This is a genomic window from Gilliamella sp. BG3 (assembly GCF_046635605.1).
GTDB classification, from domain to species: Bacteria; Pseudomonadota; Gammaproteobacteria; order Enterobacterales; family Orbaceae; genus Gilliamella; species Gilliamella bombi.
Genome location: NZ_JBIDFE010000002.1, coordinates 125,552 through 151,000 on the forward strand (window position 1 = coordinate 125,552; position 25,449 = coordinate 151,000).

Annotated in this window: 25 protein-coding genes; 21 read left to right on the forward strand and 4 right to left on the reverse strand. The window is 34.8% G+C overall.

Annotation, left to right across the window (positions count from 1 at the left end; translation table 11 throughout):
* Window positions 1–6 precede the first annotated feature (6 nt).
* The 17 genes from ACGH6S_RS01505 to ACGH6S_RS01585 all read left to right on the forward strand — a co-directional run bounded on the left by ACGH6S_RS01505 (window position 7) and on the right by ACGH6S_RS01585 (window position 17,887).
* On the forward strand, window positions 7–645 hold the full coding sequence (locus tag ACGH6S_RS01505; protein ID WP_065589668.1) for a DUF4310 family protein: 639 nt from the start codon (window positions 7–9) through the stop codon (window positions 643–645).
* Between the two features lie 58 nt (window positions 646–703).
* Window positions 704–1,858 (forward strand): amidohydrolase/deacetylase family metallohydrolase, encoded by a 1,155-nt coding sequence (locus ACGH6S_RS01510; protein WP_411578239.1) that lies wholly within the window; start codon window positions 704–706, stop codon window positions 1,856–1,858.
* Window positions 1,836–2,975 carry a DgaE family pyridoxal phosphate-dependent ammonia lyase gene (locus ACGH6S_RS01515; protein ID WP_411578240.1) on the forward strand — a complete coding sequence of 380 codons (1,140 nt, stop codon included), beginning with the start codon at window positions 1,836–1,838 and terminating at the stop codon, window positions 2,973–2,975. Before ACGH6S_RS01510 ends, ACGH6S_RS01515 begins: the two co-directional genes overlap by 23 nt.
* Complete coding sequence (dagF, locus tag ACGH6S_RS01520) at window positions 2,975–3,715, forward strand: 2-dehydro-3-deoxy-phosphogluconate aldolase (protein WP_065589631.1); 741 nt, start codon at window positions 2,975–2,977, stop codon at window positions 3,713–3,715. Before ACGH6S_RS01515 ends, dagF begins: the two co-directional genes overlap by 1 nt.
* Window positions 3,716–5,638: a BglG family transcription antiterminator gene (locus tag ACGH6S_RS01525; RefSeq protein ID WP_411578241.1), complete on the forward strand. Its 1,923-nt coding sequence runs from the start codon at window positions 3,716–3,718 to the stop codon at window positions 5,636–5,638. It abuts the gene before it with no gap.
* 242 nt (window positions 5,639–5,880) lie between these two features.
* Window positions 5,881–6,390, forward strand: coding sequence for a 23S rRNA accumulation protein YceD (gene yceD / locus ACGH6S_RS01530; RefSeq protein ID WP_065561382.1), 510 nt, complete (start codon window positions 5,881–5,883; stop codon window positions 6,388–6,390).
* A gap of 4 nt (window positions 6,391–6,394) precedes the next feature.
* Entirely contained in the window at window positions 6,395–6,562 is a 168-nt protein-coding gene (gene rpmF, locus ACGH6S_RS01535) for a 50S ribosomal protein L32 (RefSeq protein ID WP_025316508.1), read from the forward strand.
* Between the two features lie 33 nt (window positions 6,563–6,595).
* Window positions 6,596–7,642: a phosphate acyltransferase PlsX gene (gene plsX / locus ACGH6S_RS01540; protein WP_081298000.1), complete on the forward strand. Its 1,047-nt coding sequence runs from the start codon at window positions 6,596–6,598 to the stop codon at window positions 7,640–7,642.
* Between the two features lie 4 nt (window positions 7,643–7,646).
* Window positions 7,647–8,600, forward strand: coding sequence for a beta-ketoacyl-ACP synthase III (locus ACGH6S_RS01545; RefSeq protein ID WP_174798866.1), 954 nt, complete (start codon window positions 7,647–7,649; stop codon window positions 8,598–8,600).
* A gap of 35 nt (window positions 8,601–8,635) precedes the next feature.
* Window positions 8,636–9,571 (forward strand): ACP S-malonyltransferase, encoded by a 936-nt coding sequence (gene fabD, locus ACGH6S_RS01550; RefSeq protein WP_174798867.1) that lies wholly within the window; start codon window positions 8,636–8,638, stop codon window positions 9,569–9,571.
* A gap of 19 nt (window positions 9,572–9,590) precedes the next feature.
* Window positions 9,591–10,325: a 3-oxoacyl-ACP reductase FabG gene (gene fabG, locus ACGH6S_RS01555; protein ID WP_411578242.1), complete on the forward strand. Its 735-nt coding sequence runs from the start codon at window positions 9,591–9,593 to the stop codon at window positions 10,323–10,325.
* A gap of 150 nt (window positions 10,326–10,475) precedes the next feature.
* A complete protein-coding gene (gene acpP / locus ACGH6S_RS01560; protein WP_034910452.1) occupies window positions 10,476–10,709 on the forward strand; it encodes an acyl carrier protein in 234 nt (77 codons plus the stop codon).
* Between the two features lie 161 nt (window positions 10,710–10,870).
* Window positions 10,871–12,115 carry a beta-ketoacyl-ACP synthase II gene (fabF, locus tag ACGH6S_RS01565; RefSeq protein WP_034910454.1) on the forward strand — a complete coding sequence of 415 codons (1,245 nt, stop codon included), beginning with the start codon at window positions 10,871–10,873 and terminating at the stop codon, window positions 12,113–12,115.
* Between the two features lie 351 nt (window positions 12,116–12,466).
* Complete coding sequence (locus ACGH6S_RS01570) at window positions 12,467–12,634, forward strand: hypothetical protein (RefSeq protein ID WP_167370036.1); 168 nt, start codon at window positions 12,467–12,469, stop codon at window positions 12,632–12,634.
* A 179-nt stretch (window positions 12,635–12,813) separates the two neighbouring features.
* Window positions 12,814–16,293 carry a DNA polymerase III subunit alpha gene (dnaE, locus tag ACGH6S_RS01575; RefSeq protein ID WP_174798872.1) on the forward strand — a complete coding sequence of 1,160 codons (3,480 nt, stop codon included), beginning with the start codon at window positions 12,814–12,816 and terminating at the stop codon, window positions 16,291–16,293.
* Window positions 16,294–16,537: 244 nt separating this feature from the next.
* On the forward strand, window positions 16,538–17,497 hold the full coding sequence (gene accA, locus ACGH6S_RS01580; protein ID WP_174798873.1) for an acetyl-CoA carboxylase carboxyl transferase subunit alpha: 960 nt from the start codon (window positions 16,538–16,540) through the stop codon (window positions 17,495–17,497).
* Window positions 17,498–17,518: 21 nt separating this feature from the next.
* A complete protein-coding gene (locus ACGH6S_RS01585; RefSeq protein WP_034910464.1) occupies window positions 17,519–17,887 on the forward strand; it encodes a diacylglycerol kinase in 369 nt (122 codons plus the stop codon).
* A gap of 549 nt (window positions 17,888–18,436) precedes the next feature.
* On the opposite strand, the gene ACGH6S_RS01590 is transcribed toward ACGH6S_RS01585, so the two are convergent.
* Together ACGH6S_RS01590 and aroB are read right to left on the reverse strand one after the other, a co-directional pair.
* The gene (locus tag ACGH6S_RS01590; RefSeq protein WP_174798874.1) at window positions 18,437–18,673 is read right to left on the reverse strand and encodes a hypothetical protein; all 237 of its coding nucleotides are present in this window, start codon (window positions 18,671–18,673) and stop codon (window positions 18,437–18,439) included.
* Between the two features lie 21 nt (window positions 18,674–18,694).
* A complete protein-coding gene (aroB, locus tag ACGH6S_RS01595; RefSeq protein WP_034910466.1) occupies window positions 18,695–19,774 on the reverse strand; it encodes a 3-dehydroquinate synthase in 1,080 nt (359 codons plus the stop codon).
* Window positions 19,775–19,894: 120 nt separating this feature from the next.
* Here aroB and ACGH6S_RS01600 point away from each other — a divergent pair, with 120 nt between their 5' ends.
* Together ACGH6S_RS01600 and glnB are read left to right on the forward strand one after the other, a co-directional pair.
* On the forward strand, window positions 19,895–21,499 hold the full coding sequence (locus ACGH6S_RS01600) for an NAD+ synthase (RefSeq protein WP_411578243.1): 1,605 nt from the start codon (window positions 19,895–19,897) through the stop codon (window positions 21,497–21,499).
* A 24-nt stretch (window positions 21,500–21,523) separates the two neighbouring features.
* On the forward strand, window positions 21,524–21,862 hold the full coding sequence (gene glnB / locus ACGH6S_RS01605; RefSeq protein ID WP_034910467.1) for a nitrogen regulatory protein P-II: 339 nt from the start codon (window positions 21,524–21,526) through the stop codon (window positions 21,860–21,862).
* 6 nt (window positions 21,863–21,868) lie between these two features.
* On the opposite strand, the gene ACGH6S_RS01610 is transcribed toward glnB, so the two are convergent.
* The gene (locus ACGH6S_RS01610) at window positions 21,869–22,492 is read right to left on the reverse strand and encodes a hypothetical protein (protein WP_051634156.1); all 624 of its coding nucleotides are present in this window, start codon (window positions 22,490–22,492) and stop codon (window positions 21,869–21,871) included.
* A gap of 326 nt (window positions 22,493–22,818) precedes the next feature.
* On the opposite strand from ACGH6S_RS01610, the gene ACGH6S_RS01615 reads away from it, so the two are divergent.
* Window positions 22,819–23,445, forward strand: a complete 627-nt coding sequence (locus tag ACGH6S_RS01615) for a TfoX/Sxy family DNA transformation protein (RefSeq protein WP_174798876.1) — start codon at window positions 22,819–22,821, stop codon at window positions 23,443–23,445.
* 153 nt (window positions 23,446–23,598) lie between these two features.
* On the opposite strand, the gene rhlB is transcribed toward ACGH6S_RS01615, so the two are convergent.
* Entirely contained in the window at window positions 23,599–24,828 is a 1,230-nt protein-coding gene (gene rhlB / locus ACGH6S_RS01620; protein WP_065609437.1) for an ATP-dependent RNA helicase RhlB, read from the reverse strand.
* A 150-nt stretch (window positions 24,829–24,978) separates the two neighbouring features.
* Between rhlB and trxA the strand changes: the two genes are divergently transcribed.
* Entirely contained in the window at window positions 24,979–25,305 is a 327-nt protein-coding gene (trxA, locus tag ACGH6S_RS01625; protein ID WP_085163891.1) for a thioredoxin TrxA, read from the forward strand.
* Window positions 25,306–25,449 lie beyond the last annotated feature (144 nt).

Genomic DNA, 25,449 nt, shown 5'->3' on the forward strand with positions numbered 1-25,449 from the left:
CAAACAATGGTCAATAAAAGTTTTTGGTATGCCGATTGGTCTTTCCCTATTATTTGTGGGCTATTATCTGCCGGTATTTTTGCTGGAACGCATACATTCTATGTGTACGGTATTGGTGCATTTAATGAAATTGCATTTGTTGCTATGCTCAAATCAGGAATGACCACTGGCGATTATGGCGCTGTTGCGGCTTTTGGTGCTAGTTTTTTATTTGCTCGTGTTATTGAGGGTTCCTTGGTCGGCATTTTAGATATCGGTGGTGCATTGCAAACAGGTATTGGGCTTGGTGTACCTGCGTTACTGCTAGCTGGCGGCTATACTTTACCTATTGAAAATTTTTTTGCAGCGTTAGCAACTGGATTGATATTAGGTGTGCTTATAGGCTTAATTATTATTATTATCCGTAAATTCACTGTCAATAGTGGTGGTGGTTCGACTTTTGGTGCTGATGTCATGATGGGGGCAGGTAATGCATCAGGACGATTTCTTGGTCCTATGATTATTTTATCTGCGATGGTTGCTTCAATTCCTATTGGTACCGGTTCATTATTGGGGGCGCTACTTTTTTATGTATGGAAAAAACCAATCACAGGTGGAGCTATTTTAGGTGCTATGATTTTTGGTGGTATATTTCCAATTTTATAATATTAGTTATTCCCCTCTGTAATTTATTAAATTGCAAAGAGGGGATTCGGAATAAATTATGTATGATTTAATTATAAAAAATGCCAAACAAATTGATGAATCAGTAACAGATATTGCTATTCATCATGGAAAGATTGTTGCGATTGCTAGTTCTATTACAGACCAATCTGAGCGTGTCTTAGATCTACAAAATAAGCACTATATCAGTGCCGGATGGATTGATTCACACACCCATTGTTTTGCTCATTCACCTATTTATCATGATGAGCCTGATTTGATCGGCGTTAAAGCTGGTGTTACTGCGGTTGTTGATGCTGGTAGCATTGGAGCTATCGATGTAGATGAGTTTTATCAATTAGCTCAGCAAGCAAGTACACATGTTTACTCTTTTTTAAATATTTCTAAAATCGGGTTATTAAGGCAAAGTGAACTCGCCGATATACAAGATATTGATGTACCCTTATTTGATGAGGCATTAGCTAAGTATCCCGATTTTATTATTGGGATCAAAGTGCGAATGAGCCGTAGTGTAGTAGGTGAAAATGGCATTTTACCCTTAATTAAAGCTAAAGAAATGCAAAGAAAGAGTGGTTTACCTTTAATGATCCATGTTGGCAATAATCCTCCAGAGCTTGATGAAATTGCTGATTTGTTAACAAAAGGTGACATTATTACACATTGTTTTAATGGTAAACCCAATCAAATCTTTGATAAACAAAATAAACTGCGTGGTTCAATTAAACGAGCAATTGAACGTGGTGTGATATTGGATGTCGGTCATGGTGGTGAAAGTTTTAGTTTTTCAGTAGCAGAACGAGCTAAATGCTTAGATATTTATCCTAATACTATTAGCTCTGATATTTATTCTAAAAATCGTTTACAGGGACCAGTTTTTAGCCTGGCTAATGTGATGACAAAGTTTATCTGTCTTGGTTATAGTCGAAAAAGAATCATTGATAGTGTGACGAAAAATGTGGCACAAGTTTTGCAACTTAAAAATAAAGGTGTTTTATCGGTTGGTTATGATGCAGATTTGACTATTTTTGATATTAGACAGCAAACAGTTTCATTATTAGATTCAGAAGGTGAAGTTAGACAAAGTGATGAGCAATTTGTTCCTCTAGCCTCTATTGTTGCTGATGAGAAAAACCATTTGATACGAATTGAAATAACAGAAGAAGGTAGTAAAAATGAGCTCAGAATCTCAAACTGAAAAAGATGTTTACAGTAAATATAACCTAAAAAAGGTAATTAATGCATCAGGACGAATGACAATTTTAGGTGTTTCAACGCCAAGGCCTGAAGTGGTCGATACTGTATCCCATGGGCTAAATGAATATTTTGAAATTAAAGATTTGGTTGATAAAACAGGCCAATATATTGCTAAATTGCTTAATGTTGAAAATTCGGTGGTAGTATCATGTGCTTCTGCTGGTATTGCCCAAGCTGTTGCTGGATTAATTATTAAGGATGATCGCGATTTATTATTTAATTTACATTCATCTGACAAATATGTCCCCCGTGAAATCATTGTTCCTAAAGGTCATAATGTTAATTTTGGTGCACCAATTGGCACAATGGTTTCTTTAGGTGGAGGGATTATTGTTGAAGCTGGTTATGCCAACGAGTGTAAGCCTGAGCATATTGAATCACTAATTAATCCAGATACTGCCGCAATTTTATATATTAAGTCACATCATTGTGTACAAAAAAGTATGTTGTCGGTTGCACAAACAGCAGCAATTGCAAAAAAACATAATGTCCCATTAATTGTTGATGCAGCGGCAGAAGAAGATTTACAAACTTATTATCAGCAAGGCGCAGATTTGGTTGTTTATAGTGGTGCTAAAGCAATCGAAGGGCCAACTAGTGGTTTGGTTATTGGTCGTCATCAGGCGGTGGAATGGTTAAAACTACAATCACAAGGTATTGGCCGACCAATGAAAGTAGGAAAAGAAGGTATTTTAGGATTAACAAAAGCTATTGAACTTTATATTACTGATAAAAAGACTGAAACAGGACAGCAAATGGTGACTAAAATGACGCCATTTATTGAAAGCCTAAATACACTTGATGGAGTATCAGCCAGAGTCGTTTGGGATGGCGCAGGACGTGATATTGCGCGTGCAGAAATAACGTTTGATGCAAGTGTAATAGGTAAATCTGCAATTGAGATAGTTGACCTGATGAAAAAAGGCGAAATAGCAGTGTATTTCAGAGAATATAAAGCCAATGAAGGTAAAGTTGATGCCGATGTGCGTAGTGTAACATCAGCCCAACTCGATATTATTTACAACAAAATCAAAAATATTATTCAAGGAGCAAAATAATGCAACTGACTCCAAATTATTATAATGATCGTGTTTGTTTAAATGTTTTAGCAAATTCAATCGATAATGCAAAAGAGATTTATGAAGCGGCACAAAGTCATGTAGTTGTTGGTATCTTATCTAAAAACTATTCAGATAATGAATCGGCGATTGAGGATATGCAAAAATACGCTGCAGCTATCGATAATGCTATTTCTGTGGGGCTTGGTGCAGGTGATCCAAATCAGTCAACTATGGTGTCTGAAATTTCAGCGGTACTTCAACCACAGCATATTAACCAAGTTTTCACGGGTGTTGCGACTAGCCGAGCATTGTTAGGACAAAAACAAACAATCATTAATGGTTTAGTTTCGCCGACAGGTAAAGTTGGTTTAGTTAATATTGCAACTGGACCTTTAAGCTCAAATTCGCCAGCAGGAGTTATTCCAGTGGAAACAGCTATCGCTTTACTGAAAGATATGGGCGGCAGTTCAATAAAATATTTTCCTATGGGAGGTCTAAAACATAAAGATGAATTTGAGTATGTGGCTAAGTGTTGTGCTGAGTACGATTTCTATCTTGAGCCGACAGGTGGAATTGATTTAGATAATTATGAAGCAATTTTAAAAATTGCCTTAGATGCAGGTGTAAAAAAAATTATTCCACACATCTATAGTTCTATTATTGACAAAGCGACTGGTGCAACGCGAACCAATGATGTCAAACAACTTTTAGCTATCACACAAAAACTAGTAGGATAAATGATGTCATCTAAAGTGCTTTTCTCTTATCAGCGATTAGCGTATTTATTTGATACTATAAAAAAAGAGACACTACCTCAGCAAGAGTTAGCTAATCGCTTTTCAGTATCTACTCGCACAATTCGTACTGATGTTTCAGCACTTAACGATGTTTTACGTAGTTATGGTGCTCAAGTTGATTATACTAAAAATGTAGGATATCAACTTGTAGTAACCGATCCAGTCAGTTATGCTCAATTGCCTATTACTCAAGCAATTGAGCAAGTACCAAGAACTAGTAAAGAAAGGGTTTCGGCTTTATTGATTGCTTTTTTAACACAGTCCATTTCTGTGAAATTGGATGATATAGCTGATGAGTGGTTTTTAAGTCGCAGTACTTTACAAAATGATGTTATCGAGGTTAAACAATATTTAGATAAGTACAATTTATCTCTTGAAAATCGTCCTTATTATGGGATGTACTTAGTTGGAGAGGAGTCATCAATTCGAGCATGTTTAACTGATATATTGTGGCAACGTCATATGGCAGAAGATACTATAAACGTAAACAGGCTTCGTCAGACAATATTAAATGATATTGATTTAGATTATCTTGAAAAGATTTTACAAAACCAACTTGAACGTTTTGAACTAAAGTTAAATGCTGAAGGACAGGGATATTTGCTTTACAGTTGCGCTGTATCTATTACTCGTATTACTCAAGGTTATGAGCTGCTTGAATATCAAGTTGATCAAATTAATACAACAGTTATTAGTGCTGCACGTGAAATTTCAGAAGAGTTTTCATATTTTTTAGGCAGTGTACTTTGTGATGCGGAATTTAATTATCTGTGTGTACAAATTATTTCTCGAATAATAACAGAATCCCCAAATCAAGCAAAAAGTTTGGCGTTAGTTGAGCATATATTATCTTATATTAATGATACATATCACTATAATTTATGGGATGATACTAAATTACGCCAAGATATGCTGATTCATACGTCATCAATGTTATCTAGGATAAAATATCAAATAAGAACAACCAATCCTTTATTGCATGAAATTAAACAATATTATCCATTTGCTTATGATATTACGCTTTCTGCGTTAACTAATACAGAAAAATACACTGAATCAAAAATGACAGAGGATGAAATAAGTTATTTAGCCTTACATATTGGTGTAGCATTGGAGCGAAATTATAGTGCAGGGCATGAAAGATTTGCACAAATTCTATTAGTTAGTGAGCTCAGTAACTCAACTTTGCGTATGGTTGAATCAAAAATTAAGAGAGATTTTCCGCATATCCAAATTAATCGTACACTTTCCTATCGAGAGTATGAGCAATTAACACAAATAGAAGAGGATTTTGTTGTATCAACTGTTCGCTTAACCGAAAAAGACAAACAAATTGTCAAAATAGCACCATTTCCGACAGCTTATCAGCTTGAACAATTAGGGCGATTGGCAATGGTTGACCGAAAAATGCCTTATATTATTGAACGTTTTTTTGATGAAAAGTTCTTTATTATTATTGATAAGCCAATGACACAAAAAGAAATTTTTAAAAGTATTTGTGTAAGGCTTGAACAATCAGGATATGTTGGTGGTGATTTTTATCCATCACTTGTTGAGCGGGAAGAAATAGTCTCTACATTATTAGGTGAAAATATTGCTATTCCTCATTCAGTTGGATTGTTGGCAAAAAAAACTGTAGTTACGACTATTTTAGCACCACAAGGTATTGTTTGGGATAAAAATGAAGTTGCGCATGTTATTTTTTTATTAGCAATTAGCAAAGATGAATATGAAGATGCTATGCGAATATATAATTTGTTTGTAAACTTTGTCAAAGAAAAGTCTACCAAACGTTTATTAGATAGCAGAACTTTTGATGATTTTCGAGCGATTATGAAAGATAGTTTGTGTCGATTATCATAATAAATGAAAAGACCAAAATGACAACTTTTATACTGAAATATGGGTGTTTTCTGAAAAAACTTTGCAAGAAAAAAATAATCATTAACAAAATGAATATTAAAGTAATAATCAACAACTAAAACAAATTATATTGTGTGATCCCATTGACGAAACCTTGATTTAAAGGTAATATGCGCGCCTTATGGCATTGTGTAGTTTTTAACTACACTAAAAAAATTTTTTTAAGGTAGTATGCATATCTTATGCAAAATAAATTACCATTTACTATTGATCCGATTAAATCGGCACAAAAACGACTTGATTATATTGGATATTATCCACTTCAAGCGGTAAATAGGGTTGATAGCCCAAAAAGTGATATTGAGTGTAGTTTGTCTTTTTATTATGATGAACAAAAACTCTGCATTATCAATATTGATGCAAAATTAACGTTAGAACAAACTTGTCAACGTTGTTTTAAACCTTTTGTCACTGAAGTTCATGTGACGAATAAATTTAGTCCTGTTAAGAGCGATGCTCAAGCAGAGACGCTACCGGAACATTATGAACCCGTTTTGATGAACGAGTTTGGTGAAGTAGATATATTAGCGTTACTTGAGGACGAAATTATTCTCTCGTTACCAATTGCGCCGGTACATGATAGTAAACACTGCGAAGTGTCAGAGGCAGATATGGTATTTGGTGAAATTCCTACTGAGAATGAAAAAACAAATCCATTTGCAATTTTAGTTAGTTTAAAGAATAAGGGGTAAATCCATGGCTGTTCAACAGAATCGTAAAACTCGTGCAAAACGTGGTATGCGTCGTTCTCATGATGCATTAACTGTTGCTAATATCTCAGTTGATGAATCAGGTAAAACACATTTGCGTCATCACGTAACCGCTGATGGTTATTATCGTGGTCGTAAAGTGATTTCTAAATAATTATTTAGTAATTAGAAATCCTCAGGTGACATTTTGGATAATCTAACCATTGCGTTAGATGCTATGAGCGGGGACTTCGGTCCTCGTATTGTTGTTCCTGCTGCAATACAAGCACTAAATAATTATCCAACTCTTTCAATTTTTCTGGTAGGGTGTCTAACAGAAATCAATCTTTTTTTGCCTAAAGAAAAAGCAAAGTTAATTACTCAATACCAACAAGAAGGTCGATTAATGTTGATAGAATCGACATCAGTAATAGCTAATGATATGAAACCTTCTTATGCAATTCGTCATAGTCAAGGATCTTCTATGAGAATTGCGCTTGAACTAGTTAAAGATAATAAAGCTCAAGCATGTGTAAGTGCCGGTAATACTGGTGCGTTAATGGGGCTGTCAAAACTACTTTTGCATTCATTGACGGGTATAGATCGTCCTGCACTCGTCGCTATAGTTCCAGCATTAAACAATCAAAATACAGTAGTATTGGATTTAGGAGCTAATGCTGAGTGTGATAGTGATATGTTAGTTCAGTTTGCGATAATGGGTGAAATTTTAGCTAAAACAGTGCTTAATATTGAATATCCTCGTGTTGCATTACTTAATATTGGTGAAGAAGATATTAAAGGTTTGGATAAAATTCGTGCGGCTTCTGCTATTTTGAAATCAAATAACAAAATTAATTATATCGGTTATTTAGAAGGTAACGAACTTTTAACGGGTAAAACCGATGTACTTGTTTGTGATGGTTTTGTGGGTAATGTAACGTTAAAAACAGTAGAAGGTTTAATAAAAATTTTTATGTCTTCTTTTAAATTATCGTTAGGTCATCATTCACTATTATTGAAATTATTGAGTAAATGGCTACAAAGGAAAATTGCAAAAAATTTTGGTTATTTAGATCCCGGACGATATAATGGCGCTTGCTTGCTTGGACTTCGAAGTATTGTGATTAAAAGTCACGGTAGTGCCAATCAAAAATCATTTTATGCAGCAATAGAACAAGCTATTTTGGCTATACAAACAAATATACCTGAGAAGATTGCAACGAGCCTTTCTTCCGCACTACCCAAGAGCGAATAATTAGATGTATACAAAGATATTAGGAACTGGGAGTTATCTTCCAAAACAGATAAGAACTAATGCAGATCTTGAAAAAATGGTTGATACCAGTGATGAATGGATCACAACGCGTACTGGTATTAAAGAAAGACGTATCGCAGAGCCAGATGAAACAGTAACGAGCATGGCTTATGAAGCTGCTATAAATGCAATTGAAATGGCCAATATCGATAAAGAAGAAATAGGTATGATTATTGTTGCAACAGCAACTTCGGGCAATGCATTTCCAAGTTCTGCAACAGAATTACAAGCTAAATTAGGTATTGGTGATGTCGTTGCTTTTGACGTGTCAGCTGCTTGTTCTGGGTTTATTTATGCGCTTGATATTGCTGACAAATATGTTAAAAGTGGTGCAATTAAAAATGCTTTAGTTGTTGGTTCTGACATGTTAACCCGTGGTGTTGATCCAAATGATCGAGGCACCATTATCATTTTTGGGGATGGTGCAGGAGCGGTTGTTGTCGGTGCATCAGAAGAACCTGGTATTATTGCTTCGCATCTCCATGCTGATGGTCGTTATGGTGATTTATTAAAATATCCATATGTTGATCGCCGTAATATGAATGATCCTGTTTATATGACAATGCATGGCAATGAAGTGTTTAAAGTGGCAGTTAAAGAGCTATCAAATTTGGTTGACGAGCTTTTAACTGAAAACACGCTCAATAAAGCAGATTTAGATTGGTTAGTTCCGCATCAAGCTAATTTAAGAATTATTTCTGCAACCGCAAAACGCTTAGATATGGATATGAATAAAGTTATTGTCACATTAGATAAGCAGGGCAATACTTCTGCTGCTTCTGTGCCTTGTGCTTTAGATACTGGTGTAAGAGATGGACGAATTCAACGAGGTCATCTAATTTTATTAGAAGCCTTTGGTGGCGGATTTGTTTGGGGATCTGCACTAGTTAGATTTTAGTTTATGAAGTATTTTTAATGATCAAGGATTTAAGAATGACCAAATTTGCAATGGTATTTCCAGGACAAGGCTCTCAAGCTGTCGGTATGTTAAAAGATCTTGCTGATAATTTTCCGATTGTCAAATCAACATTTGATGAAGCTTCTGATGTGTTAGGTTATGATTTGTGGGATTTAGTACAAAAAGGCCCAGTTGAAGAACTAAATAAAACATGGCAGACACAACCAGCACTACTTGCTTCATCTGTTGCAATATTTAGAGTCTGGCAAAGTGTTAATGGTACTCAACCTGATTTTATGGCTGGTCATAGTTTAGGCGAATATTCTGCTTTAGTTTGTGCAGGCGTGATTGAGTTTAAAGATGCGATTAAATTAGTCGAATTACGCGGAAAATTAATGCAAGAAGCCGTGCCAAGCGGCACAGGTGCAATGTACGCTATTATTGGATTAGATAACGAATCAATTAGCAAAGCATGTGAACAAGCGGCTCAAGGGCAGATTGTTGCGCCAGTGAATTTTAATTCACCTGGTCAAGTAGTTATTGCTGGTAATAAGGAAGCTGTTGAACGTGCAGGCTCACTATGTAAAGATGCGGGTGCTAAGCGTGCATTACCGCTTTCTGTTAGCGTACCATCACATTGTGCGTTAATGAAGCCAGCAGCTGACAAATTAGCGACTACATTAAATGATATTGAATTTAATACACCAAAGTTTGCTGTTATCAATAATGTCGACGTTAAAGTTGAAACATCTGCAGAAAAAATTAAAACTGCATTAATTGCTCAGCTTTACAGCCCTGTACGTTGGACTGAAACTGTTGAATATATGGCAAAACAAGATGTAAAACTTTTAATCGAAATGGGCCCTGGGAAAGTGTTAACGGGATTAACTAAACGTATTGTTGATACACTTTCTGGTCTTGTGGTTAATGATAAAGTATCATTAGAAACGGCATTAGAAAACACAAAGTAAAATGGTAAAAGAGGTGGTTATGAACCTATCAGGAAAAATTGCTTTAGTTACGGGAGCAAGTCGTGGAATTGGTAAAGCAATTGCAGAAAAATTAGTTGCTTGTGGCGCAACTGTTATTGGTACGGCAACAACAGAAAAAGGTGCTGAAGCTATTAGCCATTACTTAGGAGCAAATGGTAAAGGTCTTGCTTTAAATGTGACAGATCAAACATCAATTGAGTCAGTTATTGGTGCAATTAAGGCTGAATTTGGTGATATTGATATTTTGGTTAATAACGCAGGTATTACTCGTGACAATTTATTAATGCGAATGAAAGAAGACGAATGGCAAGATATTTTGGATACAAATTTAACATCTGTTTTTCGCTTATCTAAAGCATTATTGCGCACAATGATGAAAAAACGCTATGGAAGAATTGTAACCATTGGCTCAGTAGTAGGCACAATGGGAAATGCCGGCCAAGCTAACTATGCTGCAGCTAAAGCTGGATTAATTGGTTTTAGTAAATCATTAGCACGTGAAGTTGCATCACGAGGTATTACTGTTAACGTGGTTGCACCTGGTTTTATCGCAACTGATATGACCAATGCATTAACCGATGAACAAAAATCTTTAACATTAGCACAAGTTCCTGCTGGACGATTAGGTGAACCAACAGAAATAGCTAATGCAGTAGCATTTTTAGTATCAGATGAAGCATCTTATATTACTGGTGAAACTTTACATGTCAATGGTGGCATGTATATGGTGTAATTGGTTAGAATAGTGTAAAATGAGCCATTATTTTAACGTTTTGAACAAAAACTAAGCAATTGGGTTGGAAAATGATTGGCATCTTTTTCAACATTTTATAAACTTACATTCACCGCCACTTTCGGCGATTTTTATAGGAAAAAAAAGAGTATGAGCACTATTGAAGAGCGAGTTAAGAAAATTATTGTTGAGCAACTTGGTGTAAAAGAGGAAGAAGTTAAAAACGAATCTTCTTTCATTGAAGATCTTGGCGCTGACTCTCTTGATACAGTTGAATTAGTTATGGCTTTAGAGGAAGAATTTGATACTGAAATTCCTGACGAAGAAGCTGAAAAAATTACAACTGTTCAATCTGCAATTGATTATATTACTGCAAATCAATAAGGTTAGTAGAGTTTTTATGATAGGCGGTCAAATGATCGCCTAGTTTGTATTTATATCTTTAATTATTAAATTAAAAACAAGTCGGTATAAATCTTTAGAAAACTCAAAATAAAATTTTTCAATGATTCAAATTTCATTTCAATCCTTTCCTGGAGGGCAATGTGTCTAAACGCAGAGTTGTTGTTACTGGAATGGGCATGATATCTCCTGTAGGTAATACAGTTGAATCCACTTGGCAAGCTTTATTAGCTGGGCAAAGTGGTGTTGAACTCATAGAGCACTTTGATACAGCCCCTTTCGCAACGCGCTTCGCAGCGATGGTTAAAAACTTTAATGGCGAAGATTATAATATTTCACGCAAAGATGCACGTAAAATGGATTATTTTATCCAATATGGCATTGCTGCAGGTATGCAGGCAATGCAAGATGCAGGCATTGAAATCACGAATGAAAACGCAGAACGAATCGGTTGTGCTATAGGTTCTGGTATTGGTGGGCTTGGGTTGATTGAAGAAAACCACAGTGCATTAGTAAATGGTGGACCACGCAAAATTAGCCCGTTTTTTGTACCATCAACAATTGTTAATATGATTGCAGGTCACTTATCTATTATTTATGGATTAAAAGGACCGAGTATTACTATTGCAACAGCTTGTTCTTCAGGTGTTCATAATATTGGTCATGCTGCACGCATGATTGCTTATGGTGATGCAGATGCGATGTTAGCGGGTGGTGGCGAAAAAGCGAGTACCCCATTGGGTATCGGTGGTTTTGGTGCAGCCCGTGCTTTATCAACTAATAACGACAATCCTAAAGCAGCAAGCCGTCCTTGGGATAAAGACCGTGATGGTTTTGTGTTGGGTGATGGTGCAGGAATCATGTTCTTAGAAGAATATGAACATGCCAAAAAACGCGGAGCTAAGATTTACGCTGAACTAGTTGGATTTGGTATGAGTGGTGATGCTTATCATATGACTTCACCACCAGCCGATGGTAGTGGTGCGGCCTTAGCAATGAAATGTGCACTTCGTGATGCAGGTATTGCTCCAGATCAGGTTGGTTATATTAATGCTCATGGTACATCGACCCCCGCTGGTGATAAGGCTGAAACCCAAGCGGTAAAAAGTATTTTTAAAGAAAATGCTAGCAAAGTGATGGTGAGTTCAACTAAATCTATGATAGGGCATTTATTGGGTGCAGCTGGTGCAGTTGAGTCAATTTTCACTGTCCTAGCATTACGTGATCAAGCTGTTCCGCCGACAATTAATCTTGATAATCCTGATGAGGGATGTGATCTTGATTATGTTCCTCATACAGCGCGTCAGGTTAAAAATTTAGAATATGCACTTTGTAACTCTTTTGGTTTTGGCGGAACCAATGGTTCGGTCCTATTTAAAAAAATATAATTTTAATTATTTTCCCATCACTAAAAATGGTGGGAATTTATTCATCTCTTGTTAATGTGTTGTCAATAATAGTCCATTTTTATTAAGTAAAAATGTAGCGTATTCCTCATTTTTCTAACATTCTATTTGGTAAATTGAATGTTAAAGCTTGTTTTATATTTATATCAACAAATATATTTTCTCCTTGATTGAAGACGATATGTTTAGTGTATGTTCAAATTTTATTCTTATATTTTAGAAGCTTTAAATGTGGCGGATGCCTGTTGCTCATGCCATTCATAATGGCTTTACTGTATCAGAAACAACGCATGATTATTGGCTGGAGAAACAGTAGCGATAGGTACATTGGTAATGTTAATCGATAGTAATTCAGATATGATTGAAACTGTATATAATTTCTGCGAATCTGTCGGTTTATCAACCATGCTGGCTGAATTTGGCTTAGCTAATACCAGTGATGAAGAGTTGATGAAAATCGTTATAAAAGTAGCAACTACAGAGGGACTACGTCGTAAATAGTTTTGCACTTTTTTAGATTAATTGTGCTAACTTTAAATGTACTCTGGTTGGTTTTTTACATCAAGAATTTTTATTTCTTTTACATTTTGTTGTAAGTTCATGTAGGTAAAGAGAATAAGAATATTCTTCTTGCTTGTGTTATAATTCAAAGCTAATTTTATCCTTCATTTCTGGTAATTATGGCAGAACCAAAATTTATTCATCTTCATTTACATAGTGATTTCTCTATGATTGATGGAATTGCTAAGGTAGGTGCATTAGTAAATGAAATGAGCAAGTTGCAGATGCCTGCATTTGCGATCACTGATTTTACTAATCTTTGTGGACTGGTTAAGTTTTACGGCTCAGCAATGTCAAAAGGTATTAAACCTATCATTGGTGCAGATCTCGCTATTAGAAGTTCTCAATTGCCTGATGATATTTATCATCTAACTCTGTTAGCAGCTAATAATCAGGGATATCAAAATCTTACTTTATTGATTTCTAAAGCTTATCAGCGAGGATACATTGGAGATTTGCCTGTTGTTGATAATGAGTGGTTAATTGAGCATCGAGAAGGGTTAATTGTATTAGCTGGACGAGAAAGTGATATTGGTATCGGTATCGTTCGCAATAATCAAACTATTATTGAGCATGCTATTAATTTTTACCTTGAAAATTTTAATGAGCATTTTTATTTTGAGCTAGTACGGACTAAACGAATCAATGAAGAGCTATTTATTCATAGTGCAGTAAGATTGGCTGAACAGTATCAATTACCCGTGGTTGCTTCTAATGATGTTCGTTTTTTAAAAGCTTCAGATTTTGAGGCTCATGAAATTCGTGTTGCTATTCATGATGGGAATACACTTGAAGATCCTTCCCGACCTAAAAATTACTCAGCAGAGCAATATTTACGATCTGAACAGGAAATGTGTGAACTATTCTCTGATATACCAGAAGCGCTTGAAAATAGTGTTGAAATAGCAAAGCGCTGTAATGTAACCATCCGGTTAGGTGAATATTTTTTACCTAAATTTCCTACTGGTGATATGTCGACCGAAGATTTTTTGGTGCATAAATCGCGTGAAGGTTTAGAAGAAAGACTTGAGTTTTTATTTCCCGATCCAGAAGTTAGAAAACAAAGAAGACCTGAATATGATGAGCGTTTAGAAACAGAATTAACGGTTATTAATCAGATGGGTTTTCCTGGATACTTTCTAATTGTTATGGAATTTATTCAATGGTCGAAAGATAATGATATTCCCGTGGGACCTGGGCGTGGTTCAGGTGCGGGTTCACTAGTTGCGTATGCTTTAAAAATTACCGATTTAGACCCATTGGCGTTTGACTTACTTTTTGAACGATTTTTGAATCCTGAACGTGTTTCAATGCCTGATTTTGATGTCGACTTTTGTATGGAAAAGCGAGATCTAGTAATTGATCATGTTGCTGATATGTATGGTCGTGATGCAGTCTCTCAGATTATTACTTTTGGAACTATGGCGGCTAAAGCAGTAATCAGGGATGTTGGCCGAGTACTTGGACATCCTTATGGCTTTGTTGATCGGATTTCCAAATTAATTCCCTTAGATCCGGGAATGACATTGGTTAAAGCTTTTGAAGTTGAGCCTCAACTTCAGGAGTTATACGATAATAATGAAGAAATTAAATCATTAATTGATATCGCACGTCAATTAGAAGGTGTAACTAGAAATGCAGGTAAGCATGCTGGGGGCGTTGTAATTTCACCAACTAAGATTACAGATTTTTCGCCAATTTATTGTGATCCAGAAGGAAATCACCCAGTAACCCAGTTTGATAAAAATGATGTTGAATATGCAGGCCTTGTTAAATTTGACTTTTTAGGACTAAGGACATTAACCATTATTGATTGGGCAATCAAAATGATTAATGAACGTCAGTTAAGAGAAGGAAATAAACCTATCGATATTACTCGAATTCCTCTCGATGATCAGGCGTCATTTGATTTGTTATTGAAAGCCGAAACAACAGCTGTGTTCCAACTTGAATCTCGAGGTATGAAAGACTTAATAAGGCGATTAAAACCTGACTGTTTTGAGGATATGATCGCTTTAGTTGCTTTATTTAGACCCGGTCCGTTACAATCAGGCATGGTAGACAACTTTATTGACCGTAAACATGGCAGAGAAGAAGTATCCTATCCTGATATTAAATATCAACATGAATCATTAAAACCTATCTTAGAACCAACATACGGTATTATTTTGTACCAAGAACAAGTTATGCAAATTGCTCAGACTTTGTCGGGTTATACATTAGGTGGTGCGGATTTATTACGTCGAGCTATGGGGAAGAAAAAACCTGAGGAAATGGCAAAGCAACGCTCTGTTTTTAAAGAAGGTGCCGAAAAGCAAGGTATCGATGGTGAGCTTTCCATGCGCATTTTTGATTTAGTGGAAAAATTTGCCGGTTATGGTTTTAATAAATCTCATTCAGCAGCTTATGCGCTTGTTTCTTATCAAACATTATGGTTAAAAACTCATTATCCAGCAGAATTTATGGCTGCAGTTATGACTGCCGATATGGATAATACTGATAAAATTGTCGGTTTGGTTGATGAATGCTTACGGATGGGATTAAAGGTTAATCCACCAGATATTAATAGTGGTCTTTATCACTTTCATGTGAATGATAAAGGTGAGATTGTTTATGGGATTGGGGCTATAAAGGGTGTCGGTGAAGGTCCTATTGAGGCAATTGTTGAAGCACGTAATAGTGGTGGATATTTTAAAAATATATTCGAACTTTGTGCTCGAACAGATATGAAAAAGATCAACCGCCGTGTACTTGAAAAACTTACTATGGCAGGGGCATTTGATAAATTAGGCCCTCACAGAGCAGCTATTTTGCATAGTATTAATGATGCAATGCAGGCAGCGGATCAATATGCAAAAGCTCAAGATATTGGTCAAGAAGATATGTTTGGAGTCTTAGCTGAAGAACCTGAACAAGTTGAGCATGCTTATGCTGCGGTACCTGAATTACCCGATCAAGTTTTGCTTGATGGAGAACGTGAAGCTTTAGGGCTTTATTTAACAGGGCATCCTGTAACGCAATATTTAAAAGAATTAAATCGTTATACTGGTGGATTGCGAATTAGTGAAGCATCTCCGACAGGCTGGGGAAAAACAGTTACTTTTGCTGGTATTGTTACTGATGCTAGGACTCGAATTACTAAAAAAGGTAAAAAAATTGGCTTGTTTACTTTAGATGATCGTTCAGGTCGTATTGATGGTATGCTTTTTGCAGAATCTTTGGAAAATTTTGGACATTTACTCGTAAAAGATAAGATCTTAATTGTTACAGGCCAAGTTAGTAATGATGATTTTAATGGTGGTTTTAAAATGTCAGTGCGAGATATTGTTGATCTAAAAGATGCCCGTACTAAATATGTAAAAGGACTGTCCATTACATTAACAGAAAGCGAAGCAAATCAAGCAATATTGCAACGTTTACAACAAGTTTTAGAACCTTATCGTCATGGTAGTGTGCCTGTTAGCTTATATTATCACCGGAGTGATTCGGTTGTTAGGATTCAATTCGGTACGACATGGAGGGTTATTCCAGAGGACGCTCTGATTATTGAATTAAAGACACTTATTGGTATTGATCGTATTGAATTTGAGTTTGAATAAGAAAATAAACTTGTTAATAGTAGTCTGGTTGATTAATTAAATTTATTAAATAATGTTACTTTAATTAAATGTAAGTGGTATAACATTTTGAATAGTTGAAGTCTAATAATATAAATTTAGGTGACTTCAATGAGTATTACATAGTAGAATTGGATTAATTTTATTTTAAGAATTAGCCAGTATACTGTATTAGATGTGTATTTTTTTAAAATACCAAATAAATTAAGAGGCAATTACAAGCGTTATGAACAATTTTTTGGAATTTGAAAAGCCGATAGCGGAATTAGAAGCAAAAATTAATTCCTTAAAGAATATTGATTCGCAACAAGTTGAATTAGATATTAATTTAGATAAAGAGATTAAGCAATTACATAAAAAAAGTCGTGAATTAACAAAAAAAATATTTGCTAATTTAACTCCTTGGGAAATTGCGCAACTAGCAAGACATCCAAATCGTCCTTATACATTGGATTATCTGAAAGAAATTTTTACTGATTTTGATGAATTAGCTGGTGATAGGGCTTATGCTGACGACAAAGCAATTGTTGGTGGAATAGCTCGTATTGATGGAAGATCTGTGGTGGTTATTGGGCATCAAAAAGGTCGAGAAACAAAACAGAAAATTTATCGGAACTTTGGTATGCCCGCTCCAGAAGGGTATCGTAAAGCTTTACGATTAATGCAATTAGCGGAGCGTTTTAAATTACCAATTATTACTTTTATTGATACTCCAGGTGCTTATCCTGGTATTGGTGCCGAAGAGCGAGGTCAAGCAGAAGCTATTGCTCGTAATTTAAGAGAAATGTCACGTCTTAAAGTACCTACTATTTGTACAGTAATTGGAGAGGGAGGCTCTGGGGGGGCTCTTGCTATTGGGGTTGCCGATAAAGTTAATATGCTTCAATATAGTACTTACTCTGTTATATCGCCAGAAGGTTGTGCTTCGATTTTATGGAAAAGTGCTGATAAAGCACCAGTTGCAGCTGAAGCTATGAATATGACTGCAGATAAATTACTAAAATTGAATCTTATTGATTCGATTATAGCTGAGCCACTGGGCGGTGCCCACCGTGATTATGCTGTTGTATCTAATTCACTCAAAACACAGTTACTTAGTGATCTTGATGAACTTGAAAGTATGGATTTATCTGTATTACTAGAAAGAAGATATCAACGCTTGATGAACTATGGCTACGTAAGGTAATTTTAAATTTGGAATATTGTAATGAAAAAATCGACAGGCTTACTACGTATCCTTAAAGCAACAAAATATTCTTTAAAAGGCTTAAAATCGGCGATCAAACATGAAGCTGCATTTCGCCAAGAGTTAATTCTATTAGTTGTGGCTTATATTGTTGTAATGCTAATTGATTTCTCTATTTATGAGCGTATTTTGCTACTTGGTTCAATTGGAGTGGTGATGATTACTGAGTTAATAAATAGTGCAATTGAGTGTGTAGTTGATCGTATTGGCTCTGAAAGGCATGATTTATCTGGCCGAGCAAAGGATTATGGCTCGGCGGCGGTATTTTTGTCGTTATTATTGACTATTATTTTGTGGATTTATCTATTTTCTTGTCATTTTTCATCATGATTTTTGATTTAAACGTAGGTTTTCCTGAAAGTTTTTGACAATAGTTTAATCGCAAAAAACTATTCTTAAACTAGAATAGGATTGGTTTTCCAATAAAAATTTATAAAAATATTATTATAATTACGCTGGAAAATAAAAATAACAACGCTTTTGTAGGAAAATACAGGGTTATTTACACTTTATGGTTAAAATAATCCTCTAAAAACTTATAAGGCGTTTTTTTCGAAATCGCTTTATGGGGTTTAATTGTATTATAATAGTTAATAAATCGTTTAATATTGTGTTTTCTATCTTTTTAATGGCTAAATATTTTCTGATTATTCTACATTTCCATTAAAGATCGTATCACTCTTTTGAGCTTTCCCATTCGTTTGTGGACAGGCTAGTTTCGTGAATTTTTGATGGATACGATGGTTGTTACACGTTTTAACAAATAGCTCTTCACCTGTGCCTTGATATTCATGTCCATTCTTGGAATAAATACATTCAATGATAAAGGATATAGGGTTAACACATTGTTTGTATAAATAGTGCTAGTTAAATCGGGATTTATTGGGAGTAAATGCCTGCATAAAGCTCTTGTGAAAAATCATCAATACTGACCGACAAATAAATACTCTCGCCTCTTTTGTTTGGCTTCGTTTTTAAGTAAAGGTAAACGTTTGGTATTGTAGTATTTCCTCCCAGATAGGTTTTGTTATAGCGTTTAGCTTGTCGCCTTAATTTAACTTCAATGGACTTTCCGCCTTTAACCAGACGTTTAATTTCTATATGTAAATGATGCAACTATTGGTTATCAATTATAGATTAAGTTAATTGTATAGACTGAATTACCATATCTTTATCAATACCATCTATCACTTCAGCATGGCCAATTTTAGTTGGTATAACAAGCCTTAATTGCCCAGATAATACTTTTTTGTCTCGTAACATATGTGGCAGATAAGATTCAATTGACATTTTTTTTGGTCTGTTAACAGGTAGTTTAGCGCGAATTAATAAGTTCTTAATTCGTTCAATATCAGTTTGATCCAATTTACCAAGTAATTTGGCTGTTTGTGCAGCCATTAGCATACCAACACTGACAGCTTCGCCATGTAGCCAATTTCCATAGCCTAGTTCTGCTTCTATGGCATGCCCATAAGTGTGACCAAGATTTAAGATTGCTCGCATGTTTTGTTCTGTTTCGTCAGCAGCAACCACTTGTGCTTTGAGTTCACAGCAATGGTAAATACAGTAGCTTAATGCATTAACATCTAGGTTTAGTAAATCGTTGATGTGTTCTTCAAGCCAATCAAAAAATTTAGCATCTAAAATAATGCCGTATTTTATAACTTCGGCAAGTCCAGCCGAAAGCTCTCTTTGTGGTAATGTTTTTAAACAACTGAGATCAATCACTACCGACTGTGGTTGATAAAATGCGCCAATCATATTTTTACCCAGTGGGTGATTAATCGCTGTTTTACCTCCTACCGAGGAATCAACCTGTGATAGTAGCGTTGTAGGCACTTGAATAAACTTAATTCCACGTTGATAAGCTGAGGCGGCAAATCCTGCAATGTCACCAATCACACCTCCACCTAGTGCTATAAGTATACTACTGCGAGTATGATTGTTTGCCAGTAACGTTGTCAAAATGCTATTCCATGTTTCCATGGTCTTATATTTTTCACCATCAGGAACAACAACTGAATCGGTTTTTACACCATGCTTTTCAAGCATATCAATTAGTGTTTGTAAATAAAGTGGGGCTATGGTTTCATTGGTAGCAATGAGTACGCGTTGCCCTGCTTGGAGTTTAAAATGTTGAAATTCACTTAGTAGATTTTCACCAATTGTGATTGGATAACTGCGTTTAGCTAGCGCTACATTTAATGTTTTTTGCATATTAATTTCCAGACAAGTCAAAGTGGATTTATTGTTGCATGTTAGCGATAAAAAAGTGGCAGTGCAACTTAGAATCATTTAAACTTGTCGATAATTTCGATTTGTGATATTAAATTTTATATGTCTTTATCTATTGTTTTAGCACAAAAAAATTGGCGTGTGGGCGACATTGAAGGGAACGTTCAGCAGATTATTGAATTGATAAATAGCCACTCATCCGATGATCTTATTATTTTTCCAGAACTTGCTTTGTGTGGTTATCCACCCGAAGATTTAATTTTTCGTTCTGATTTTAAAGCTCGTTGCCAAAAAGCATTATCGTTGATTCAACAAGCGAGTCGGTACTGTGCAGTTATTGTTGGACATCCGCATTGGCAAGATCAAAATATTTATAATGCCCTTTCATTTTTTTATGATGGCGAATTGTTAGCTCGCTATCATAAACAGCGATTACCTAATTATGATGTATTTGATGAAAAGCGTTACTTTACGGCTGACAATCAAACTTGCGTAGTTGATTTTAAAGGTAAAAGGATTGGTTTACTAATTTGTGAAGATCTTTGGCAATTTGAGCCAGTTGATAATATCCATAAGGCTCAAGCTGATTTTGTTGTGGCTATTAACGCTTCGCCTTATGACTGCGACAAGCAGAAAAATCGTCGAGAGTTAGTTAAACAGCATGTTAAACGAACAGGTTTACCTTTCATTTATGTTAATCAAGTGGGTGGTCAAGACGAGCTGGTGTTTGATGGCGGATCATTTGTTTGTAATGAGCTTGGTGAAATTGTTTGTCAGCTAAAATCATTTGAAGAGCAAGTTTCTTCTTTTGAATATGGTGTAAATCATCAGGCGATAATTGATAATAATGGAAATGATCAATTAGCTTCAGTTTATGATGCATTGGTACTTGCAACTCGCGATTATGTTACTAAAAATGGCTTTCAAGGTGCAGTATTAGGGCTTTCTGGAGGGATTGATTCAGCTTTAACCCTTGCTATTGCAGTTGATGCGCTAGGAAAAGATAAAGTGCAGGCAGTGATGATGCCATTTCGTTATACAGCCGATATTAGTATTGCTGATGCCAAAGAAGAAGCTGAAATATTAGGGGTTGAATTTGATATTATTTCGATTGAGCCAATGTTTGATGCGTTTATGGCATCGTTAAGTCCAATGTTTGTTGGTACGCCAAAAGATACTACTGAAGAAAATCTTCAAGCACGTTGTCGTGGTGTTGTTTTAATGGCACTATCAAATAAACAGCGCAGGCTGGTGCTGACAACGGGTAATAAAAGTGAAATGTCGGTAGGTTATGCAACTCTTTATGGCGATATGGCTGGTGGGTTTGATGTTCTGAAAGATGTGCCTAAAACCATGGTTTTTGCATTGTCAAAATATCGGAATACTCGTTCTTATGTTATTCCTGAAAGAGTGATCACTCGCCCTCCATCAGCAGAGTTGGCTCCAGATCAAAAAGATGAAGACAGTTTACCGCCTTATGATATTTTAGATGGAATTTTGAAAGGTTATGTCGAACTTGATCTTTCCGTTGAACAACTTATTGCGCAAGGTTATGATGAAGCAACTGTAAGGCGTGTTATTAAATTGGTTGATATAAATGAGTATAAACGTCGCCAATCAGCGGTCGGCCCGAAAATAACAGCTCGTAACTTTGGCAAAGGTCGCCGTTATCCTATTACTTCTGCTTTTGGATTTAAAAATTGGTGATCTTGAATTAAAGGTAAATTAAATATGAAAAAGATTGAAGCTATTATTAAACCATTTAAATTAGATGATATTCGAGAGGCACTTGCTGATCAAGGTATTACAGGTATGACAGTTACTGAAGTTAAAGGTTTTGGTCGTCAAAAGGGGCATACTGAACTTTATCGCGGTGCGGAATATATGGTTGATTTTCTGCCGAAGGTGAAAATTGAACTTATTGTGTCTGATGATATTTTAGAAATGTGTATTGAGACTATTATGAAGACAGCACAAACCGGTAAAATTGGTGATGGCAAAATTTTTGTTTATAACGTTGAACAAGTCATTCGTATTCGAACTGGCGAAATGGATGAATCTGCGATTTAGTTTAAATTACTGAATGTCAGGTCGTTCTTGTTTGAGTAGCTCAGAAGTCACAATACCTTGAATCGAACAAATAAGAAGGTTCATATTTGGGCTTTTTTCGAGTAATAGCAGTTTTTCGGTGGTATCTGGAGCTGGAATGGTTTTAACACCGACAACAGTTCCGGTATTTTTATGCCAAGTCTGGAGATCGTCATTAATATTACGAATCTTTGGATTTGCGATATACAGTAGGTTATCTTCCATATTTTTCCAATCTACAAAATTCAAAGCATCTTTGATTTGATTAATATCATTATCGATTATAAATCCCCAGAAATAATATTTTCCCATTTTGCCAAGATCCATGGCACTATCATAATAGCCAATGATTGTTAGGTTTTTATAAGTCATAGGAGTTTTGAAATAAACGTAGTTTTTAGTTATATCAGAGCGATTTTCAATAACAATATTGGCTTGATTTTTATTAAAAACTTTTATATTAGTATATTTTTCTAGTTCATTTTTATTGCTATAAACTTCTTTAAAAAAATCAGAGTTGCAAAGCATTAACGAATCAATCAATGGCACTTTATCGGCTGATGCGATAAAAGAATAAAATATAAAAAATAGAGTAATGATGTTTTTTATCATATTGATTCGATTAGGCAAAATTTAGGTACCAAAATTAATGACCCCGTGATTGTATAATTATTACGACAGAATAACAATGTTAAAGCTATTTTCTTTTTTTCTAACTATTTAGCTTTGTCTTTCTTTGCTAAAACTCTTTACAAAAATTAATTTAATTTCACAAAAATATAATTTATCAAGTAATAATGTATTTTATATTTATATATGGAATGCAGATCGCATATTTATGTATTAATTTAGAAATAGTTTGAATATAAAATAACTATAATTTAGATTAACTATTAAGTTACTTCAGTTACTCAATAAAGTTTAGATGGAAATTAATTATGTGCTCAACATTTGCAAATCGAATTTTAACAGAGCTTTCTGACGTTGAAGATATTTCAATTAAAACGTTTTTTGGAGGATTTAGTGTTAATAGTAAAGATATAATGTTTGGTTGGGTTACCCAAAAAAGCTTTTATTTAAGAGGGCATCCAGATTATCGTTCACTTTTTATTAATTTGGGTATGCAGCCATTAAGTATAACGACAGGCATGTCTACTAAATTGCTTGATTATTATAAGGTAGGTAATGAACTTTTTAAGGATCATGAAAAACTGTTTTCTATGGTACAGATGGTGATAAAGTATACTAAAAAAGAGCAATATGAAAAAAACGAAATCAAAGCAAAACGGATAAAAGAGTTGCCAAATATGACTTTGTCGTTAGAAAGGTTATTGTGTAGTGTTGGAATTAAAGATGTTGATACCTTTCAAAAGGTAGGTTATTTGAATGCATATTATAAAATAAAACAAAAAAAAGAAACCATTTCCATTAATATATTGTTTGTTTTATATAGTTCTTTACATCGTTTTCATGTTGCAACTTTGTCCAAGGAGACTAAAAAAGAAATTGAACTTGAATATCAATGTTTTTTAAACCAGATGGATAATGACTCATATAAAGAATAATTTTGACTGGCTATGTTGATCAAAGTACTTATAATAATATCACCATAATAATAACAGTTATCTAAAAATGCTTTACGATGAAGTATAATTACATTTTTAGATAATTTTTTATGGTTGATATTATTTATGTTTTCTATCTACTATTTAGTTTAGTCAATTTGATGGTTTTCTACGTGGTGGACGTCTAAATGGTTTTGGATGAGGCAAATCAACCAGTAGCGCAGAAGGATCATATTGGCTAACAGGAATAGCATGATCAATTGCTTTTTCAATAGCAGGTAAATTTTGCGAATAACGTTCACAGGCTAATGAAATTGAGTAACCTCCAGCTCCTGCACGCCCTGTTCTTCCAATTCGATGACGATAATCATCACAATCATCGGGCAGATCATAATTAAAAACGTGAGTAACATTAGGTATATGTAATCCTCTGGCTGCGACATCGGTAGCAACTAAAATATCAAGATGACCTTGGGTAAATTGTTCTAAAATTGATAAACGTTTTTTCTGAGCAATATCACCAGTTAATAATCCAACACGATGACCATCAGCGATAAGGTGCCGCCAAATCTTTTCGCAAGTTACTTTGGTATTAGCAAACACAATGCAACGATCAGGCCATTCTTCCTCAATTAGTGTTTGTAAAAGTGCTAATTTATCTTCGTTAGATGGGAAAAATAGTTCTTCTTTAATGCGATGCCCAATTTTTTGTTCTGGTTCAACTTCAATATACTGAGGATTATTCATATGCTCAAAGGCTAATTCACGCACGTTGTGTGTTAATGTTGCAGAAAACAACATGGTTAATCTTTTTTGTGGTGGTGTCATATGTTTGAAAACCCAACGTATGTCACGGATAAATCCTAAATCAAACATGCGATCGGCTTCGTCTAATACGACAACTTGAATTGCGTCTAAATTAATATAATTTTGCTTTGCATAATCAATCAATCGTCCTGTTGTGGCAATTAAAATATCGACCCCTGTGGAAAGCATTTTTAATTGTTTATCATAGCCATCACCACCAAAAGCTAATCCTAATTTTAATCCTGTTTCTTCAGATAGCCGTTCAGCGTCATGGTATATTTGTACAACTAATTCGCGTGTAGGGGCAATAATTATTGCCCTTGGTTGATTTATTTTGTGATCAGGTAAAGGCTCATGATTCAACAAGTGATTAAATGTTGATGCTAAAAACGCCATGGTTTTGCCTGTTCCTGTTTGTCCTTGCCCTGCAATATCCATTCCGTTAGTGGTTAGCGGTAATGTCTTTTCTTGAATTGGTGTGCAATAAACAAATCCTTTTTTTTCAAGTGCTTTTAACACTGAAGGATGAAGAGGAAATTGGCTAAAAGTTGTTTTGGTAAGATATGATTGAATCATTATTGTTGTGAATATAATTATCAGAATTGTCAGATTATAACACACTAAATATAGTGACATCACTAATAATTATATCCTATTATACTAATTGCTAGTAGAGAAATTCAAAGTATTCTATTATTGTAAAAAGTAAAAATGTAGGAGACAAAAATGAGTGATAATATCGTTCAGTTATCAGAAGCAACTTTTGATAAAGTAGTTAATGAATCATCGAAACCAGTACTCGTTGATTTTTGGGCTTCATGGTGTAAGCCTTGTAAAATGGTTGCTCCGATTTTGGAAGAAATAGCTCAAGAATATAGCGATAAGATAGTTATTGCCAAATTGAATATTGAAGAAAATCCCAATATAGCACCTAAATTTGGTATTCGAGGTATTCCTACTTTATTGATTTTCAAAAACGGACAAGTAGCTGCCACTCAAGTAGGAGCTTTATCTAAAGCTCAACTTAGAGATTTTATTAATCCTCAATTGTAATAGTTACTTTATGTTTTTATAATATGGTTAATAGAGTAATGAATTTTGCATTACTCTTTTTTTGTGTCTTTAATTTTACTAGATTTATTAATTTATAATAGTTATATTCAATTAATTGTAGACAAATTAATGATTTTAGTGTAA

Coding starts and splice junctions, on each gene's coding strand:
- yceD (WP_065561382.1), top strand. CDS start 5,881: ATGCAAAATAAATTACCATTTACTATTGATCCGATTAAATCGGCACAA.
- ACGH6S_RS01545 (WP_174798866.1), top strand. CDS start 7,647: ATGTATACAAAGATATTAGGAACTGGGAGTTATCTTCCAAAACAGATA.
- aroB (WP_034910466.1), bottom strand. CDS start 19,774: ATGCAAAAAACATTAAATGTAGCGCTAGCTAAACGCAGTTATCCAATC.
- fabD (WP_174798867.1), top strand. CDS start 8,636: ATGACCAAATTTGCAATGGTATTTCCAGGACAAGGCTCTCAAGCTGTC.
- ACGH6S_RS01515 (WP_411578240.1), top strand. CDS start 1,836: ATGAGCTCAGAATCTCAAACTGAAAAAGATGTTTACAGTAAATATAAC.
- ACGH6S_RS01505 (WP_065589668.1), top strand. CDS start 7: ATGGTCAATAAAAGTTTTTGGTATGCCGATTGGTCTTTCCCTATTATT.
- accA (WP_174798873.1), top strand. CDS start 16,538: ATGAACAATTTTTTGGAATTTGAAAAGCCGATAGCGGAATTAGAAGCA.
- ACGH6S_RS01610 (WP_051634156.1), bottom strand. CDS start 22,492: ATGATAAAAAACATCATTACTCTATTTTTTATATTTTATTCTTTTATC.
- glnB (WP_034910467.1), top strand. CDS start 21,524: ATGAAAAAGATTGAAGCTATTATTAAACCATTTAAATTAGATGATATT.
- ACGH6S_RS01525 (WP_411578241.1), top strand. CDS start 3,716: ATGATGTCATCTAAAGTGCTTTTCTCTTATCAGCGATTAGCGTATTTA.
- rhlB (WP_065609437.1), bottom strand. CDS start 24,828: ATGATTCAATCATATCTTACCAAAACAACTTTTAGCCAATTTCCTCTT.
- ACGH6S_RS01510 (WP_411578239.1), top strand. CDS start 704: ATGTATGATTTAATTATAAAAAATGCCAAACAAATTGATGAATCAGTA.
- dnaE (WP_174798872.1), top strand. CDS start 12,814: ATGGCAGAACCAAAATTTATTCATCTTCATTTACATAGTGATTTCTCT.
- ACGH6S_RS01600 (WP_411578243.1), top strand. CDS start 19,895: ATGTCTTTATCTATTGTTTTAGCACAAAAAAATTGGCGTGTGGGCGAC.
- trxA (WP_085163891.1), top strand. CDS start 24,979: ATGAGTGATAATATCGTTCAGTTATCAGAAGCAACTTTTGATAAAGTA.
- ACGH6S_RS01585 (WP_034910464.1), top strand. CDS start 17,519: ATGAAAAAATCGACAGGCTTACTACGTATCCTTAAAGCAACAAAATAT.
- dagF (WP_065589631.1), top strand. CDS start 2,975: ATGCAACTGACTCCAAATTATTATAATGATCGTGTTTGTTTAAATGTT.
- fabG (WP_411578242.1), top strand. CDS start 9,591: ATGAACCTATCAGGAAAAATTGCTTTAGTTACGGGAGCAAGTCGTGGA.
- ACGH6S_RS01570 (WP_167370036.1), top strand. CDS start 12,467: ATGTTAATCGATAGTAATTCAGATATGATTGAAACTGTATATAATTTC.
- rpmF (WP_025316508.1), top strand. CDS start 6,395: ATGGCTGTTCAACAGAATCGTAAAACTCGTGCAAAACGTGGTATGCGT.
- acpP (WP_034910452.1), top strand. CDS start 10,476: ATGAGCACTATTGAAGAGCGAGTTAAGAAAATTATTGTTGAGCAACTT.
- ACGH6S_RS01615 (WP_174798876.1), top strand. CDS start 22,819: ATGTGCTCAACATTTGCAAATCGAATTTTAACAGAGCTTTCTGACGTT.